Source organism: Paenibacillus fonticola DSM 21315 (assembly GCF_000381905.1).
GTDB lineage: Bacteria > Bacillota > Bacilli > Paenibacillales > Paenibacillaceae > Fontibacillus > Fontibacillus fonticola.
In genome coordinates this window covers 54,028-67,105 of record NZ_KB907273.1, presented here as the reverse complement: position 1 = coordinate 67,105, position 13,078 = coordinate 54,028, and the positions used below count along the sequence as shown (strand labels likewise).

Here is a 13,078-nt window from a genome sequence, read left to right as displayed (position 1 = left end):
CCTCTAAGCGCAGATTGAAGCGCGGCATTGGGGTGATGCTCATATTAGGCATCTTGATTATATGCGCTTTTATTATTAGCATGAATACTGGATATATCCGTCTGTCTCCGCTCGATGTCGTAACGACGCTGTTCGGCATGGGGACGGAGAAGCAGTCACTGATTCTATTTCATTTTCGGCTGCCGCGCATCGTCATTTCCGTGCTGATCGGTGCGGGATTAGCTGTGTCAGGCTGTATTTTGCAGGGGATTTCCCGCAATGCGTTAGCTGACCCGGGCATTTTGGGCATTAACGCGGGCGCCGGACTGATGGTTATGCTGTATATATCTTTTTTCCCCCCGGTTTCTACAGGATCGGTATTTTTGCTTCCCGTATTGGCTTTGTTTGGGGCTGGTGCGGCTGCCGCGCTGGTTTATGCGCTGTCTTACAAGCGCAATGAAGGCATATCGCCGACAAGGCTTATTCTTACCGGGATCGGCGTAGCGGCAGGGATCAGTGCAGTGATGATCGTGCTGACGCTGAAGCTGGATCCGGATAAGTACCAGTTCGTGGCCACCTGGCTGGTGGGGAGCATTTGGGGTTCGAACTGGAAGTTTGTACTTGCCCTTCTTCCGTGGATTGCCGTGCTTCTTCCGTTTGTACTTTATAAAGCGCGGGTAATGAACGTATTGACGCTCGGCGAAAATACGGCTACCGGACTCGGCGCACCTGTGGAGAAAGAGCGCCTGCTGCTGCTCGCAACGGCGGTAGGCTTGGCTGGCTCCTCGGTTGCGGTCAGCGGCGGCATTGGCTTTGTCGGGCTAATCGCTCCGCATTTGGCAAGGCGGCTTGTCGGGCCCAAGCATGAGCTGCTGCTGCCGGCATCCGCTTTGACGGGGGCGCTGCTGGTCATCGTCGCCGACACGATCGCGCGCTGGATACTGCAGCCTACGGAAATACCGACGGGCATCTTTGTCGCTATTATTGGCGCGCCTTACTTTTTATATTTGCTGGCCCGCTCATAGGCGTGAAGCACACATCGTTCCCGCCATATGGTCGACAGCTATCCAAGCATGCCCCGGATCGCACCGTGCACCGGGAAAACTTGTAGGGGACGGGAAATTTATCGTTTTGGAGCTGGGGCTGGGACAGGCTGCATAGGGGCGGCTGTCCCAGCCCTTGATGTTATTTTTTTAGAGAAACTGCCTCTTGATTATTGTTACGGAAAGAGGTATATTACTAATGCGCACTATATTTAGTGGTTATTTTCAGAGGGTTACACCATATGTAGTGTGAATGCCTTCTGCGAATGTTGAGTAATGCTGCGGCAGGAATAGGGACGTTCTCGGCTCATCTCCAGCGGGTGGGCTGTTTCTATACGCCTGTCCATCCACAGAAACTGGGGAGTTGCTCTGCTTCTCGATAGCGGATTTGTCCGCTTGTCCCGTCTTTAGTAAGAAGAAGGTAGCGTACATAAGGGTCATTGTCATTGTCATTGTCATTGTCATTTTCATTGTCGTTGTATTTGTATTTGAAACTTCTACCTGTAATTTCTATTGACTTTTCAATGGCACTGGAGGGAAATTGATGCTCGTTGTTTTTGATTCCAAGACGGGAAATGTGAAACGATTCGTAAGCAAGCTAGGTCTGGAGCATATTCAGATCAGAGATGGACTGGTCGTAAATGAGCCCTTTGTACTTATTACCTACACGACAGGATTTGGCCAGGTTCCCGCTTCGACTTTGAAGTTTCTGGAGGATAATAGCGAGTTGCTGCAAGGTGTCGCTACGAGCGGGAATACCAATTGGGGCATGCGGTACGGACTAGCCGGAGATCAAGTGGCCGAGCAGTATTCGGTGCCTTTATTAATGAAATTCGAGCTGAGCGGCACGAAGCAGGATGTTGAGCGATTTAAACAGGAGGTTAAGCAAATTGTCTACACAAACGCAAATTCAAACCCAAGAGCAAACGCAAATTCCAAATTGGATACAGCTTAATAATGAAATCATGGTGCAAAAGGAAGGGAAGTTCCAGTTCCATAAAGATCTGGAGGCGGCGAGAAGCTATTTTGTCGAGTATGTTAATCAGAATACAGTATTCTTCCATGACTTGAAGGAGAAAATCGACTATTTGATCGAGAATGATTACTACGAAGCCGAGCTGTTCGCGAAATATGAATTCACGGACATTAAGAAGCTGTATGAAGCTTTGTATGCTCGGAAGTTCCGCTTCCCGTCCTTTATGAGCGCCTTTAAATTTTATAATAACTACGCGATGAAAACGAATGACGGCCTGAAATTTCTGGAGCGCTACGAGGATCGCATTGCCGTGACCGCTTTATTTCTCGGCGATGGCGATATCAATAAAGCCAATGACTATGCTGATGTATTGATCTCGCAGGAATATCAGCCGGCGACGCCTACATTCTTGAACGCAGGAAAGAAGCGCCGTGGTGAATTGGTCAGCTGCTTCCTGCTCGAAATTGATGATTCGATGAACTCGATCGGGTTTGCCATCAACTCGGCCTTGCAGTTAAGCAAGATCGGGGGCGGTGTCAGTCTCAATTTAAGTAAAATCCGGGCAGCGAGCGAGCAAATTAAAGGCCTGGACGGCAAAGCAAGCGGGGTACTGCCTGTTATGAAGCTGTTCGAGGATTCGTTCTCCTATGCGAACCAACTCGGACAGCGTGACGGCAGCGGCGTAGTGTACCTCAATTTGTTCCATGCCGATATTCACGAATTCCTTGATACGAAGAAAATTAACAGCGACGAGAAAATTCGTATCAAGACATTGTCGCTCGGCGTCGTTGCGCCTAATAAATTTTTTGAGCTGGTGGAGCAGGATAAGGATATGTATCTGTTCTATCCTCATACTGTACACCAGGAATATGGCGTGCATTTGGACGATATGGACCTGACCGCTATGTATGATGAGCTGGTAAACAACCCGAGAGTGCGGAAGAAGAAAATCGTAGCGAGAGATTTGATCATCAAAATCGCGCAAACGCAAATGGAATCCGGCTATCCTTATATTATGTATGTGGACAATACGAATGAGCAGCACGCACTGAAGAACATCGGACGCGTTAAGTTTTCCAACTTGTGCAGTGAGATTGCCCAGCTCAGCGAAGTGTCGACGATTAATGATTATGGGCAGGAGGACGTCATAAACCGGGATATTTCCTGTAATCTGGGATCGTTGAATATCGTCAATGTAATGAAAAACAACCGGATGAGAGAGACCGTTCACCTGGCGATGGATGCTCTTACCGAAGTGAGCGACAGAACCGAGCTGGAAATTGTTCCTTCGGTAGCAAAAGCGAACCGGGAGCTGCATTCAGTTGGTCTGGGTGCGATGAATTTGCACGGCTACTTGGCTCTGAATCATATTTCCTATGAGTCCAAGGAAGCGATCGACTTCGCGCGTACCTTCTTTATGATGTTGAACTATTATTCACTCGAACGCTCCATGATGATCGCCCGGGAGAGAAAGGTGACGTTCAAGGATTTCGAACAAAGCGAATATGCTAACGGCGCCTATTTCAAACGATATGAAGAGAATGATTATTCCCCGCGTACGGATAAGGTCAAAGCGCTGTTTGCGGAGTTCCATATTCCTACTCGTGAGGACTGGAGCCGCTTGAAGGAAGAGACAATGGAGCACGGACTGTATCACGCTTACAGATTGGCCATTGCGCCAACCGGTTCAATCTCCTACTTGCAATCGTCGACAGCGTCGATCGCTCCGATTACGCAGCGTATTGAGGAACGGGAGTATGGGGATTCCAAAACGATTTATCCGATGCCATTTTTGAATGAGAACAATTTCTTCTTCTATAAAGAAGCTTACGATATGGACATGTACAACCTGATTGATCTCGTTGCTGAGGTACAGGTGCATATCGATCAGGCGATTTCGACGATTCTCTACGTTAAAGACAATTTGACGACGCGAGATCTGGCGAAATACTACATTTATGCGCAGAAAAAAGGGTTGAAAACTCTTTATTATACACGTACGAGAAAAAGAACGATCGAAGAGTGCATTAGCTGTGTCGTATAGCAAGTACGACTGTGGACAAGCGGTTTGCAGAATACAGGTGGAAAGGGAAAGACATAATGACTAAGTATGAAGCGGTAAACTGGAATTCACCCGAAGCGGATTATACGGAAATGCTATGGACGCAAAATACGTCGCAATTTTGGCTGGACACGGAAATCCCGGTATCAAAGGATTTGAAGTCATGGACGGAGCTAAGCAGCGGTGAGAAGGATACGTTCATGAAGGTGCTGGGCGGACTGACGCTGCTCGATACGGAGCAGGGGAACGTCGGTATGCCGCTTATAGCGCAGCATGTGGAAGGGAAGCAGAAGAAAGCGATCCTTATTTTTCAGGCGGCGATGGAAGAAATTCATGCGAAAAGCTACAGCACGATCTTTACGACCGTAGCCAGCAGCGAGTTGATCGGCGATACGTTCGGCTGGGTGCGCAGCAACAAGTTTTTGCAGTATAAGACGCATCGGATCGATTCCTATTATCGAAGCATTGAGCAGGGGAACCTGCTAAGCCTGTACCAGGCGATGGTCGCCTCGGTCTTCCTGGAGAGCTTCTTGTTCTACTCAGGGTTCTTCTATCCGCTGTACTTGGCAGGACAAGGCAAAATGGTCGCCAGCGGTGAGATCATTAAGCTTATAATTCGCGATGAGAGTGTACACGGCGTGTTCGTCGGCCTGCTCGCTCAGGAGGTATTTCAGCAATTAAGCAGGGAAGAGCAGGACTTCGCGGAGAAGTTCGTCAACGAGCTGCTGATGGATCTTTACAAAAATGAACTGGAGTACACCGAGGAACTGTACGATCCGATCGGCCTGACGCATGAAGTGAAGAAGTATATTCGATACAATGCGAACAAGGCGTTAATGAACCTCGGAATCGAGCCTGTATTTGAAGAGGAAGAAATTAATCCCGTAGTGCTGAACGGCATACGGACCGAAACGAGCACGCATGACTTTTTCTCCACGAAAGGGAAAGGGTATCAGAAAGGAACCGTTGAGCCTTTACGGGAAGAGGATTTCTCCTTCCTGAATGAACGGGTAAAACAGTCCAGTATCTGGTAACCTATAAGCTGGTACGAAGTTATCATTAAAAATATCCCGCGCTCATCAGCAATGAGTGCGGGATATTTATTTTTTGCAGGCTCTGATCTTCATTTGAATTGGATCTGGAACTTGCAGTTGTGCTTGAGTTACATTCGTTTACATTGGGCTCTCGCCGTTATCATAATTGACCTGCCAATCAATCCCAAACTTATCTTTGACACTGCCATAGCATTTGCTCCAAAAGGTCTCCTGCAGCTCCATTCCGACCGTGCCGCCTTCTTTCAGCTGGTGGAACACGGACTTGACCTGCTCCAGGTCGGTACTGACAAAGGCCAGGCTGATGTTGTTGCCCTGCACGAAAGGCATGCCGGGAAAAACGTCAGAGAACATCACGTTGCTGCCATTAATGTTAATGCGCGCATGCATGACTAAATCTTTCGCTGCTTCAGGAAGAGCAAAATCCGGATTTGGCGGCGCTTCACTAAAGGTCATAATTTGCGGCGGTTCCGTGTTGAATACCTTGGCATAGAACTCTACAGCTTCACGACAGTTGCCGTTAAAATTGAAGTAAACATCAACAGCCAATTGCCTCACTCCTTTAGGATCATGGTTATGCTTGACCTATATTGTATCATTTGGCAAAGCGAAGATAAATTATTATGAATTTTAACTTTATTTTTAAATAAAATAAGGTGGGATATTGAAAATTAAGAAAGTGAACCTTTCGTACATTTGAGAGCCAGGCGGTTAGTTTACAACTTTAATGCTGTTATATACAGATTCAACAATCTTTTTGTCGCTGTCATAGTATTTTTGCGGCAGATCCATAGTGAACTCTAATATGTATTCATCGGTTTCCACTAGACTGAGCAGCATCATATTCTCGGGTGGCTTGCTGTCCTTCCAAATTTCTTTGATAGGATAGAAAGACATTATATCCAGCTTATTGTTAAGCTGCTCCGTTGTGTTTAGCAGATAAGCGCCTTTATAATAGCCCTCCTCTTCATTATAAAATCTACTCTTATATGTATCCTTAGAAAATGAATAGATGTAGAAGATCGCTTTGCCTCCTCCCTCGGTATCAAAGTTGTAGCTAAGTTCATCACTGTTTTCCATAGATGGTTCTCCCCATGCTTCAGGAAATTTGAACGATATACCGTTAAACTCCTTGCTGATATACGACACCTTAGAACTGCACCCCGCGAGTACTGTCATTGTCATAAGCAGACATAAGAACAGCCCCGGCCAATTTCTTCGTTTCACAGTAAAACCCTCCAATCCATTATTTGACAAAGATATATTATAGCATAAATTAATAGTTTTGGGTTCGCCAAACGATACCTCGGCTGGAAGTTGTCCGTGCTATTTTGCTAATGAGAACGAAACTGAAGTCCCCACACCCAGCGTGCTTTCGATTTGCAGACCGCTGCCATAAAACTGTTTTAGCCGCCGATCCGTATTATGCAGGCCAATGCCTGTTCGCTTGTCAACCTGGCGATCCAGTATATGACGCAGCGTTTCCTCATCGATCCCTTTCCCGTTATCCGAAATACGAATCTCGATCGCTTGCTCCGTTTCCTTAATGCGAATCCGCACTACTCCGCCGGAAGAGCGGTTAAGCAGGCCGTGGATCACCGCATTTTCTACCAAAGGCTGGATCGTAAGCGGGGGAATAAGGATTTGAATATCTTCATCGATCTCCCAGACGACCTGCAGCCGGTCGCCGAAGCGCTCCTTCTGAATATACAGGTACGATCGTATTAAGCTCAATTCATGATCCAGTGGAGCGGCTTGATCGGAGTTCTGAAAATCAATGCTTAGCCGGATATAGTTGTTCAATTCCTCCACCAAAGCATCCATTCGCTTAGTATCGATCTTGCTCAGTTCCGCTATGGCGGTGAACGTATTTAAAATAAAGTGGGGCTTGATTTGCGCCTGAAGCCATGCCGCCTCCAACCGCAAACGCTCGTTCACGGATCGCTTCAGCTTCGTTAATGACTTGACCCGCGATTTGAGCTCGGTCGCTTTCATCGGCTTGGTAACGTAATCGTTGGCACCTGCCCGGAATCCGGCTTCGATATCTTCGTCCCTGCTGCAGGCGGTTAACAGCAGCACAGGCAGCTCTGAAAGGGAGTAATGCTTCCGAATCCGCACCGTCAGCTCATAGCCGGACATGTTCGGCATCATCACATCGCTTATAACCAAATCCCAATCCCGGCGATTCAGCATCGATAACGCCTGCTTTGCGCTCGTTGCCGTGAAGACTTCATACGCTTCATTGGCGAATATACTTTCCAGCACCTTTAAATTAACCGGATCGTCGTCGACGGCCAGCAGCCGGATGCGGTCAGGCGAAGGGGCTTCTTCGGCGACGGCATATTCACCTGTTGCCGTCTCAGACAAAGCGGCCAGTTCAGGCGCAGAGGTGCTGATGTCCATTTGCGTTTGAAGCATGCTTTCCTGTCGTTGATAGGCCGGCTCGGCTAATTTTAATGTGAAGGTAAACACCGAGCCCTGTTGAGGCTGTGACTTCACCCTCAAAGTCCCCCCGTGCATCTCGACGAGTTGTTTGCAAATGCTTAGTCCAAGCCCGAAACCGCCGCCAAGCGTCGTAATGCCTTGAGAACCCTGCTCATACGGTTCGAAGGCTCTTTCCAGTATTTCCGCATCCATGCCGATGCCGGTATCGATGACGGAAATGGCGGCCCAGCCATTCTCAATTGAAGCTTGAACGGATACCTCGCCTGCTAATGAATATTTGACCGCATTGTGCACAAGATTAACCAAAATTTGAACCAGCCGATTTTCATCGGCAGCAACGAGAGGAAATTGGCTAGGAATCCGGTTGTTGAACCGGATCGGCTTGCCATCTGTCATAAATTTCAGCATATCGATGACAGTTTCGGTCACACTATGCACGGAGACGTTGGACGGCTGAAGGACAATGCGGTTTTCCTTTAATCGTCCAAGGTCAAGCAAGTCATTTAACAAAAACGACATCCGCCTTCCTACCGTCATCAGCAGTTCCATATCTTTAGTATTTTTATTCCCGGGAATATTGTTCTCCCTTTCCGATATCGCTTGCGAGATGCTTAATATGCCATGCAGCGGATTTCGCAGCTCATGGGCGACCGTAGCCAGGAAATCGTCTTTATGCTTATCTGCTCTTTGCAGCTTGACCGTGAGTTTCTGAGCTTCGCTTAAAATTTGAAAGTAACGCTTGAACCAGTAGGAGGCGAGGCAGATCGTGGCAATAACCAGATCAAACGGATAAGATACCATATCGATCTGCAGCCCGAAAATGACAAACAACCAGACCAAGCTGTTAATCGATGCAATGGCAGCCAGCAATATAAAAATGTTATCCTTGCTGCTCCTCATCGTAGAATTGAACAGCGCCACCGGAGCGAGCAGGCAGGGCAAGAACATCACAAAAATATAGCCAGGCTGCAGCATCGTATTGTAAGAAACAGGCAGCAATAATATGAGCAGCACGGCAATGCTGCATAAGAGTGCGTATATTAACGAGCCCGAATTTCGTAAAAAGCCGGGCAACTGGTATCTGATATTTTGCAAAATGAAATATCCGCCTGCAATCATCGTCAGGTAAATGAGTTTCTGGCCCCACTCATAGTTCACCGGAATCCACACAAAGAACAGGCGCTCGCCGTCCATTAGCGTACCGAGCACAATGCAAATAATCATGAAAGAGAAATAGATCAAGCGCTTGTCCTGATTGCCAATAAAAAATAATACGATGCCATACAAAGCATGGATCAAATAAGCCACGCAGGCAAAGCGAACCAAATCGGCAGCAAGCGACAAATCGCGCTCCAGCGTGTCTTCCAGGCCGAATTTGACTGAACGAGTAATGCCCCCCTGGATAGAGTTATCATAATTCGCAATTTGAATGACAAGGTCGAGGACGGGATCATTTTCAAGCGTGTAATAGGCGTAATAAGGAATATCGAGCGGTTTGTATTTGAGCTTGTCCTCCGCTGGCTGGCCAGACTGTGCCAGCAGTTGGCCATTGATATACACTTCTGATGAGCTGGCGATGCCTTGGATGCGAAGGCCGAAAGCCTTGCCCTGGGCGGGATCAACGAGAATGCGCAAGCGATAGGAGCCATAACCAAACTTTTTATTTTGATTCGGCTTTGCCGGGACTTCCCAATCGCCCGGAACTTGTATGTATTTTCTTCTTTGTTTCAAAGGATCGCTAATGTTCGTATTGCTCATTAACAAGGTGCTGGGGTAAAATTCCCATTGACCATCCAAGGTGATGGAGTGATTTTGAAGTTTATGCCAGTTTCTTAAGTCCAGCACACCTTCAACAACGGGCGGACGATCCGGTGTCGAAAAAAAATGCAGCCAAGCAAAACGAAAGCCAGTGAGCACGGAAAAAAACAAAATGGAAATAAGCAGTATTTTTCTTTTGGTCATCGTAGCCTACCTTATATCGTTATGTTTATGAATGCCTTAATAACGTTTGAGAGAGCGAAGAAGAGCTATAGCTATCATATAGTATATTATCACATCTAAATTATCTAAGATCACCGCTTGACAGCTATATTGGAGCATTTTTACGGCAGCAGCAGAAAGACTTTAATCTTATTGAGAGGAAAAAGCAGGGAAATGTCGAATAATGACTATCAGAAAGTTGGATTGTTCCATTGTCATCTATCAATATCGAAAAGTTGAGGGAATAACATATGAACGTTTGGGATCGGCTTGGTATTGAACCTACGCTGGATACGAAGACTATCAAGCGCGCGTATGCGAAGATGCTGCAAGTGTATCATCCGGAAGATGATCCGGCGGGCTTTCAGCAGCTGCGCGAGGCTTACGAGCAAGCTTTAAATGAAGCGAAGTTTATTAAAGAAGTGGAGCAGCAGCAGAACGAAGCGGGAGGGGAACCTGCTCTTCAAGCAGCCCCTATACAGCCGAAGAGCATCGATAAGGAGAAGGAGGAGGCTGCTCCGCAGACTGCGCCATTTTTACATAGCGAAGACAATTCAGCGGATGGTTTAGCCGACGCTTTTATGGAGCGTGTCGAAGCGCTCTACACGAACTTTTCAATGAGAAGGGATGCTGGACAGTGGCGGGCTTTGCTGGCACGGGAAGAGCTGTGGAGGCTGGATGTCAGGGAATTGATCCATCGGCGTATGCTGTCTTTTCTCACCGAGAATTACTTGCTGCCGCAGCCAGTTTGGACGCTGCTGAACGAGCATTTTTCATGGACAGATCAGGAGATGGAACTGCATAAGCACTTTCCGAGTGATTTTGTAGACTATTTGCTCAGGGAAGTGAGAAAAAATTGGGAGCTGCGTTATGAGTTTATCCCAGCTGATTTGCAGGATGTGGATGTATTTCTTCACAATCGCAATGCCGCCCAATACGCTCTAATCAGTAATCAATTGGAGGATGCTGGCCACTATCTGGCAGCGGCGCAGCAAATATTCGGTGATGATCCCGATTTATTGAGGCTTGGCGGCGAGTATTTCGTCCGTACGGGCGATATGGAAACTGCGTTTAATGTCTATCATCGGCTGGCCGAAATGTATCCCGGAGAAATGGATGGATTTAGGCATCGCGCCGCCATCGCGCTGCAGCATGGCAACATCACGCTGGCATTATCTGACTATCAGTACATTTTATCCCGAAACGCTGATGATCTGGCGGCCTTGCATGGGCTGGCCGAATGCTACCTGGCGCTTGAGCGGCTTGCGGAAGCGAAATCATTATGGGAGCTCGTTATACAGCAATACCCGTTCGATTTGGATGCCCGGATTCGTTTGTTTAATGTGAATAAACGGTTGGCTGAAGCTCAGCGCCTGGAGCTGGCTCAATCTCCCCATGATGCGGACAAGCTGCTGACGCTGGCACAGCTGTATTTCGATCTGGAGCTATGGGACGAATGCTGCCAAACGCTTGAGTCTCTACATGCCGTAAAGGAGCAGGGCTCTGACAAATATCTGCTTTGGGGCCGCGCACTCCTGGAGCAAAAAAGGTATGCGGACGGCATTCAACTGCTTCATTCAGCTTGGAGTGAAGCGATGAATGAAGGAAGCAACGGTTACGACATTGTTGTAGCCCGGGGGATCGCTTATCTCGACTCAGATGAATATGAGCTGGCCATACGTGATTTAACTGCGGCGCTGGAGATGAATCCCTACAACATCACCGTGTTGAATAAGCTCGGCTTGGCGTATTATTTCATCGATGATCCGGGCAAAGGCATCGAGCTATCCAATCAGGCGATATCGATCGATCCATCCATTTGGGAGTCTTATCATATTCGAAGCAACTGTTATTACAAGTTAAAAGAGTACCGGGCAGCTTTGCCAGACTATGAAAAAGTGCTAGAACATGAATATACATATGGCCTGGACTGGTTTAGAAAGGGGCAGTCCCATTTATTCCTCATGGAATACGCGCAGGCGACCGAGTGTCTGGAAGCGGCTATCGCTTGGAATTTTGATAAATTCACATATCAAAATCTAGCCAGTGCTCGCTTCTTGAATGAAGATTACGAGGGAGCCTTGGCGGCGATCCAAACTTTCAAACAGCATTTTCCTGAGGAATCCTACGGCTATGTTGTAGAAGGCGATATTTATCGTGCCATGGGCGAGGACAAGAAGGCGACGGAGCTTTACAGCGAAGCGGCCGAGTTGTTCCCCGAACATTATTATCCGTCGCAAATGGCGCTGTATATGCTGCTGAAGCAATGGAACATGGATGAAATGGAGCGGATTGACGCTAACATTTCCAGAATTATGCTGCAGCGGCCTGATGATGAGTGGGTACTGCTCGAAACGATCAAGATGTTAGTTAATTTGAAGCAATGGAAACCAGTGCCGAGCGTAGCCCAAAATTTCATCGTACAAAGGGGCGAGGAAAATTCCTATGCTCCTCTCGTCTGGCTATATTCCGGGGTAGCGCATTACTATCAGGGTGATTATGAGGCGAGCATCAAGGATTTGGGCCGTGCTTACGACCTGGGCCGCCGGGATGAAGCAGTCATTTATTTAAGTGTAGCGCATTATAAGAATGGCGATATTAAAGCAGCCGCGGAATATGCCCATGAGGCTTGTCAGGATTTCCCTGATCATCGCGCATATGCGCAGTATTATGAACAATTATCGCAGCTTACGGTAAATTCGGCGAAGCTGCTCCGGGGGCTGTTCACACGAAAGAGCGCGCCGCCGATTACGCTGCCTGATCAGCTTTATTTGTCGCATCAGGAAGTTGGCGAAGTATATTCATTACACTTTTTAGTGGATGGAGTTGAATACTATGTTGATTAGCGATAGCCTGGATAACGGCCGCGATAACGAAAATCGCCGTAATAAGGCTAATATAAGCGATATAGAGCTATGGTGTTACGCTTTGGGAGCTGTGCTGTTCGAAATGAACGGTGTCGATTTTGCCAACAATTATGAATTAGAATTTACCGAGGAAAATGACGCCCTGCACAGGCAATCCCTGGAACGTGACTGGGGAATAGACAGCAGGGAAACTTTACTAGATAATCTGAATTTTTTGGATGATGGAGGGCATAATGTTTCATTTATGACCATCCGCTCGTTTTTGTCTGCATTGTCTGCCAGCGACCAGCAACGTTACATCGCCGCTATCCCGAATGCAACGAAAGAATACAGGGAGCATCGTATCGTGCAGGCTTACATGAACAGGCTGCCGGCAGCGGGAATTGCTGCATGGGATTGGGGCAGATACGTCAATTTATGCAAGTATGGCGCTTTTCTCGGGTATATATCCCGGCAGGAAGCGCTGGAGCTGATCATGCCCATCGCCGTCAAGGCCCAGCAATGCTATACAGGCTGGTATGAGTATGGCACCAGCTATTTAATTGGCCGGCAGTTCTGGTGGGGGCAAACTACGGAGGATAGTGCAAAACGAATGGTCGAATACGTTCATCGGCTCATGATCGACGCTGGCAGTCCTTGGAATCGGCTCGATTGGAACATGTCGTTAAACTGAA

Annotated in this window: 9 protein-coding genes; 6 read left to right on the top strand and 3 right to left on the bottom strand. The window is 47.6% G+C overall.

The window, feature by feature from the left end:
- Positions 1-35 precede the first annotated feature (35 nt).
- The 4 genes from G358_RS0123805 to nrdF all read left to right on the top strand — a co-directional run bounded on the left by G358_RS0123805 (position 36) and on the right by nrdF (position 5,094).
- On the top strand, positions 36-1,004 hold the full coding sequence (locus G358_RS0123805; protein WP_420836071.1) for a FecCD family ABC transporter permease: 969 nt from the start codon (positions 36-38) through the stop codon (positions 1,002-1,004).
- 562 nt (positions 1,005-1,566) lie between these two features.
- Positions 1,567-1,977: a class Ib ribonucleoside-diphosphate reductase assembly flavoprotein NrdI gene (nrdI, locus tag G358_RS0123800; RefSeq protein ID WP_019639769.1), complete on the top strand. Its 411-nt coding sequence runs from the start codon at positions 1,567-1,569 to the stop codon at positions 1,975-1,977.
- Between the two features lie 10 nt (positions 1,978-1,987).
- Positions 1,988-4,042: a class 1b ribonucleoside-diphosphate reductase subunit alpha gene (nrdE, locus tag G358_RS0123795; protein ID WP_051107725.1), complete on the top strand. Its 2,055-nt coding sequence runs from the start codon at positions 1,988-1,990 to the stop codon at positions 4,040-4,042.
- Between the two features lie 56 nt (positions 4,043-4,098).
- Positions 4,099-5,094 carry a class 1b ribonucleoside-diphosphate reductase subunit beta gene (gene nrdF, locus G358_RS0123790; RefSeq protein WP_019639767.1) on the top strand — a complete coding sequence of 332 codons (996 nt, stop codon included), beginning with the start codon at positions 4,099-4,101 and terminating at the stop codon, positions 5,092-5,094.
- 138 nt (positions 5,095-5,232) lie between these two features.
- Here nrdF and G358_RS0123785 read toward each other — a convergent pair whose 3' ends face one another.
- The 3 genes from G358_RS0123785 to G358_RS0123775 form a co-directional block, all read right to left on the bottom strand.
- A complete protein-coding gene (locus G358_RS0123785; protein WP_019639766.1) occupies positions 5,233-5,661 on the bottom strand; it encodes a VOC family protein in 429 nt (142 codons plus the stop codon).
- A 162-nt stretch (positions 5,662-5,823) separates the two neighbouring features.
- A complete protein-coding gene (locus G358_RS0123780; protein WP_157274471.1) occupies positions 5,824-6,339 on the bottom strand; it encodes a hypothetical protein in 516 nt (171 codons plus the stop codon).
- Between the two features lie 99 nt (positions 6,340-6,438).
- Positions 6,439-9,519 (bottom strand): hybrid sensor histidine kinase/response regulator, encoded by a 3,081-nt coding sequence (locus G358_RS0123775; protein ID WP_019639764.1) that lies wholly within the window; start codon positions 9,517-9,519, stop codon positions 6,439-6,441.
- Positions 9,520-9,788: 269 nt separating this feature from the next.
- Here G358_RS0123775 and G358_RS0123770 point away from each other — a divergent pair, with 269 nt between their 5' ends.
- Together G358_RS0123770 and G358_RS0123765 are read left to right on the top strand one after the other, a co-directional pair.
- The gene (locus G358_RS0123770) at positions 9,789-12,383 is read left to right on the top strand and encodes a J domain-containing protein (RefSeq protein ID WP_019639763.1); all 2,595 of its coding nucleotides are present in this window, start codon (positions 9,789-9,791) and stop codon (positions 12,381-12,383) included.
- A complete protein-coding gene (locus G358_RS0123765; protein WP_019639762.1) occupies positions 12,373-13,077 on the top strand; it encodes a DUF1266 domain-containing protein in 705 nt (234 codons plus the stop codon). The genes G358_RS0123770 and G358_RS0123765 overlap by 11 nt, the downstream gene beginning before the upstream one ends.
- Position 13,078: the final 1 nt, after the last annotated feature.

What these genes read in the sequence shown, in the direction of transcription:
- nrdI (WP_019639769.1), top strand. Translation starts at nt 1,567, where the DNA reads ATGCTCGTTGTTTTTGATTCCAAGACGGGAAATGTGAAACGATTCGTA.
- G358_RS0123765 (WP_019639762.1), top strand. Translation starts at nt 12,373, where the DNA reads ATGTTGATTAGCGATAGCCTGGATAACGGCCGCGATAACGAAAATCGC.
- nrdE (WP_051107725.1), top strand. Translation starts at nt 1,988, where the DNA reads ATGGTGCAAAAGGAAGGGAAGTTCCAGTTCCATAAAGATCTGGAGGCG.
- G358_RS0123770 (WP_019639763.1), top strand. Translation starts at nt 9,789, where the DNA reads ATGAACGTTTGGGATCGGCTTGGTATTGAACCTACGCTGGATACGAAG.
- G358_RS0123775 (WP_019639764.1), bottom strand. Translation starts at nt 9,519, where the DNA reads ATGACCAAAAGAAAAATACTGCTTATTTCCATTTTGTTTTTTTCCGTG.
- G358_RS0123805 (WP_420836071.1), top strand. Translation starts at nt 36, where the DNA reads ATGCTCATATTAGGCATCTTGATTATATGCGCTTTTATTATTAGCATG.
- nrdF (WP_019639767.1), top strand. Translation starts at nt 4,099, where the DNA reads ATGACTAAGTATGAAGCGGTAAACTGGAATTCACCCGAAGCGGATTAT.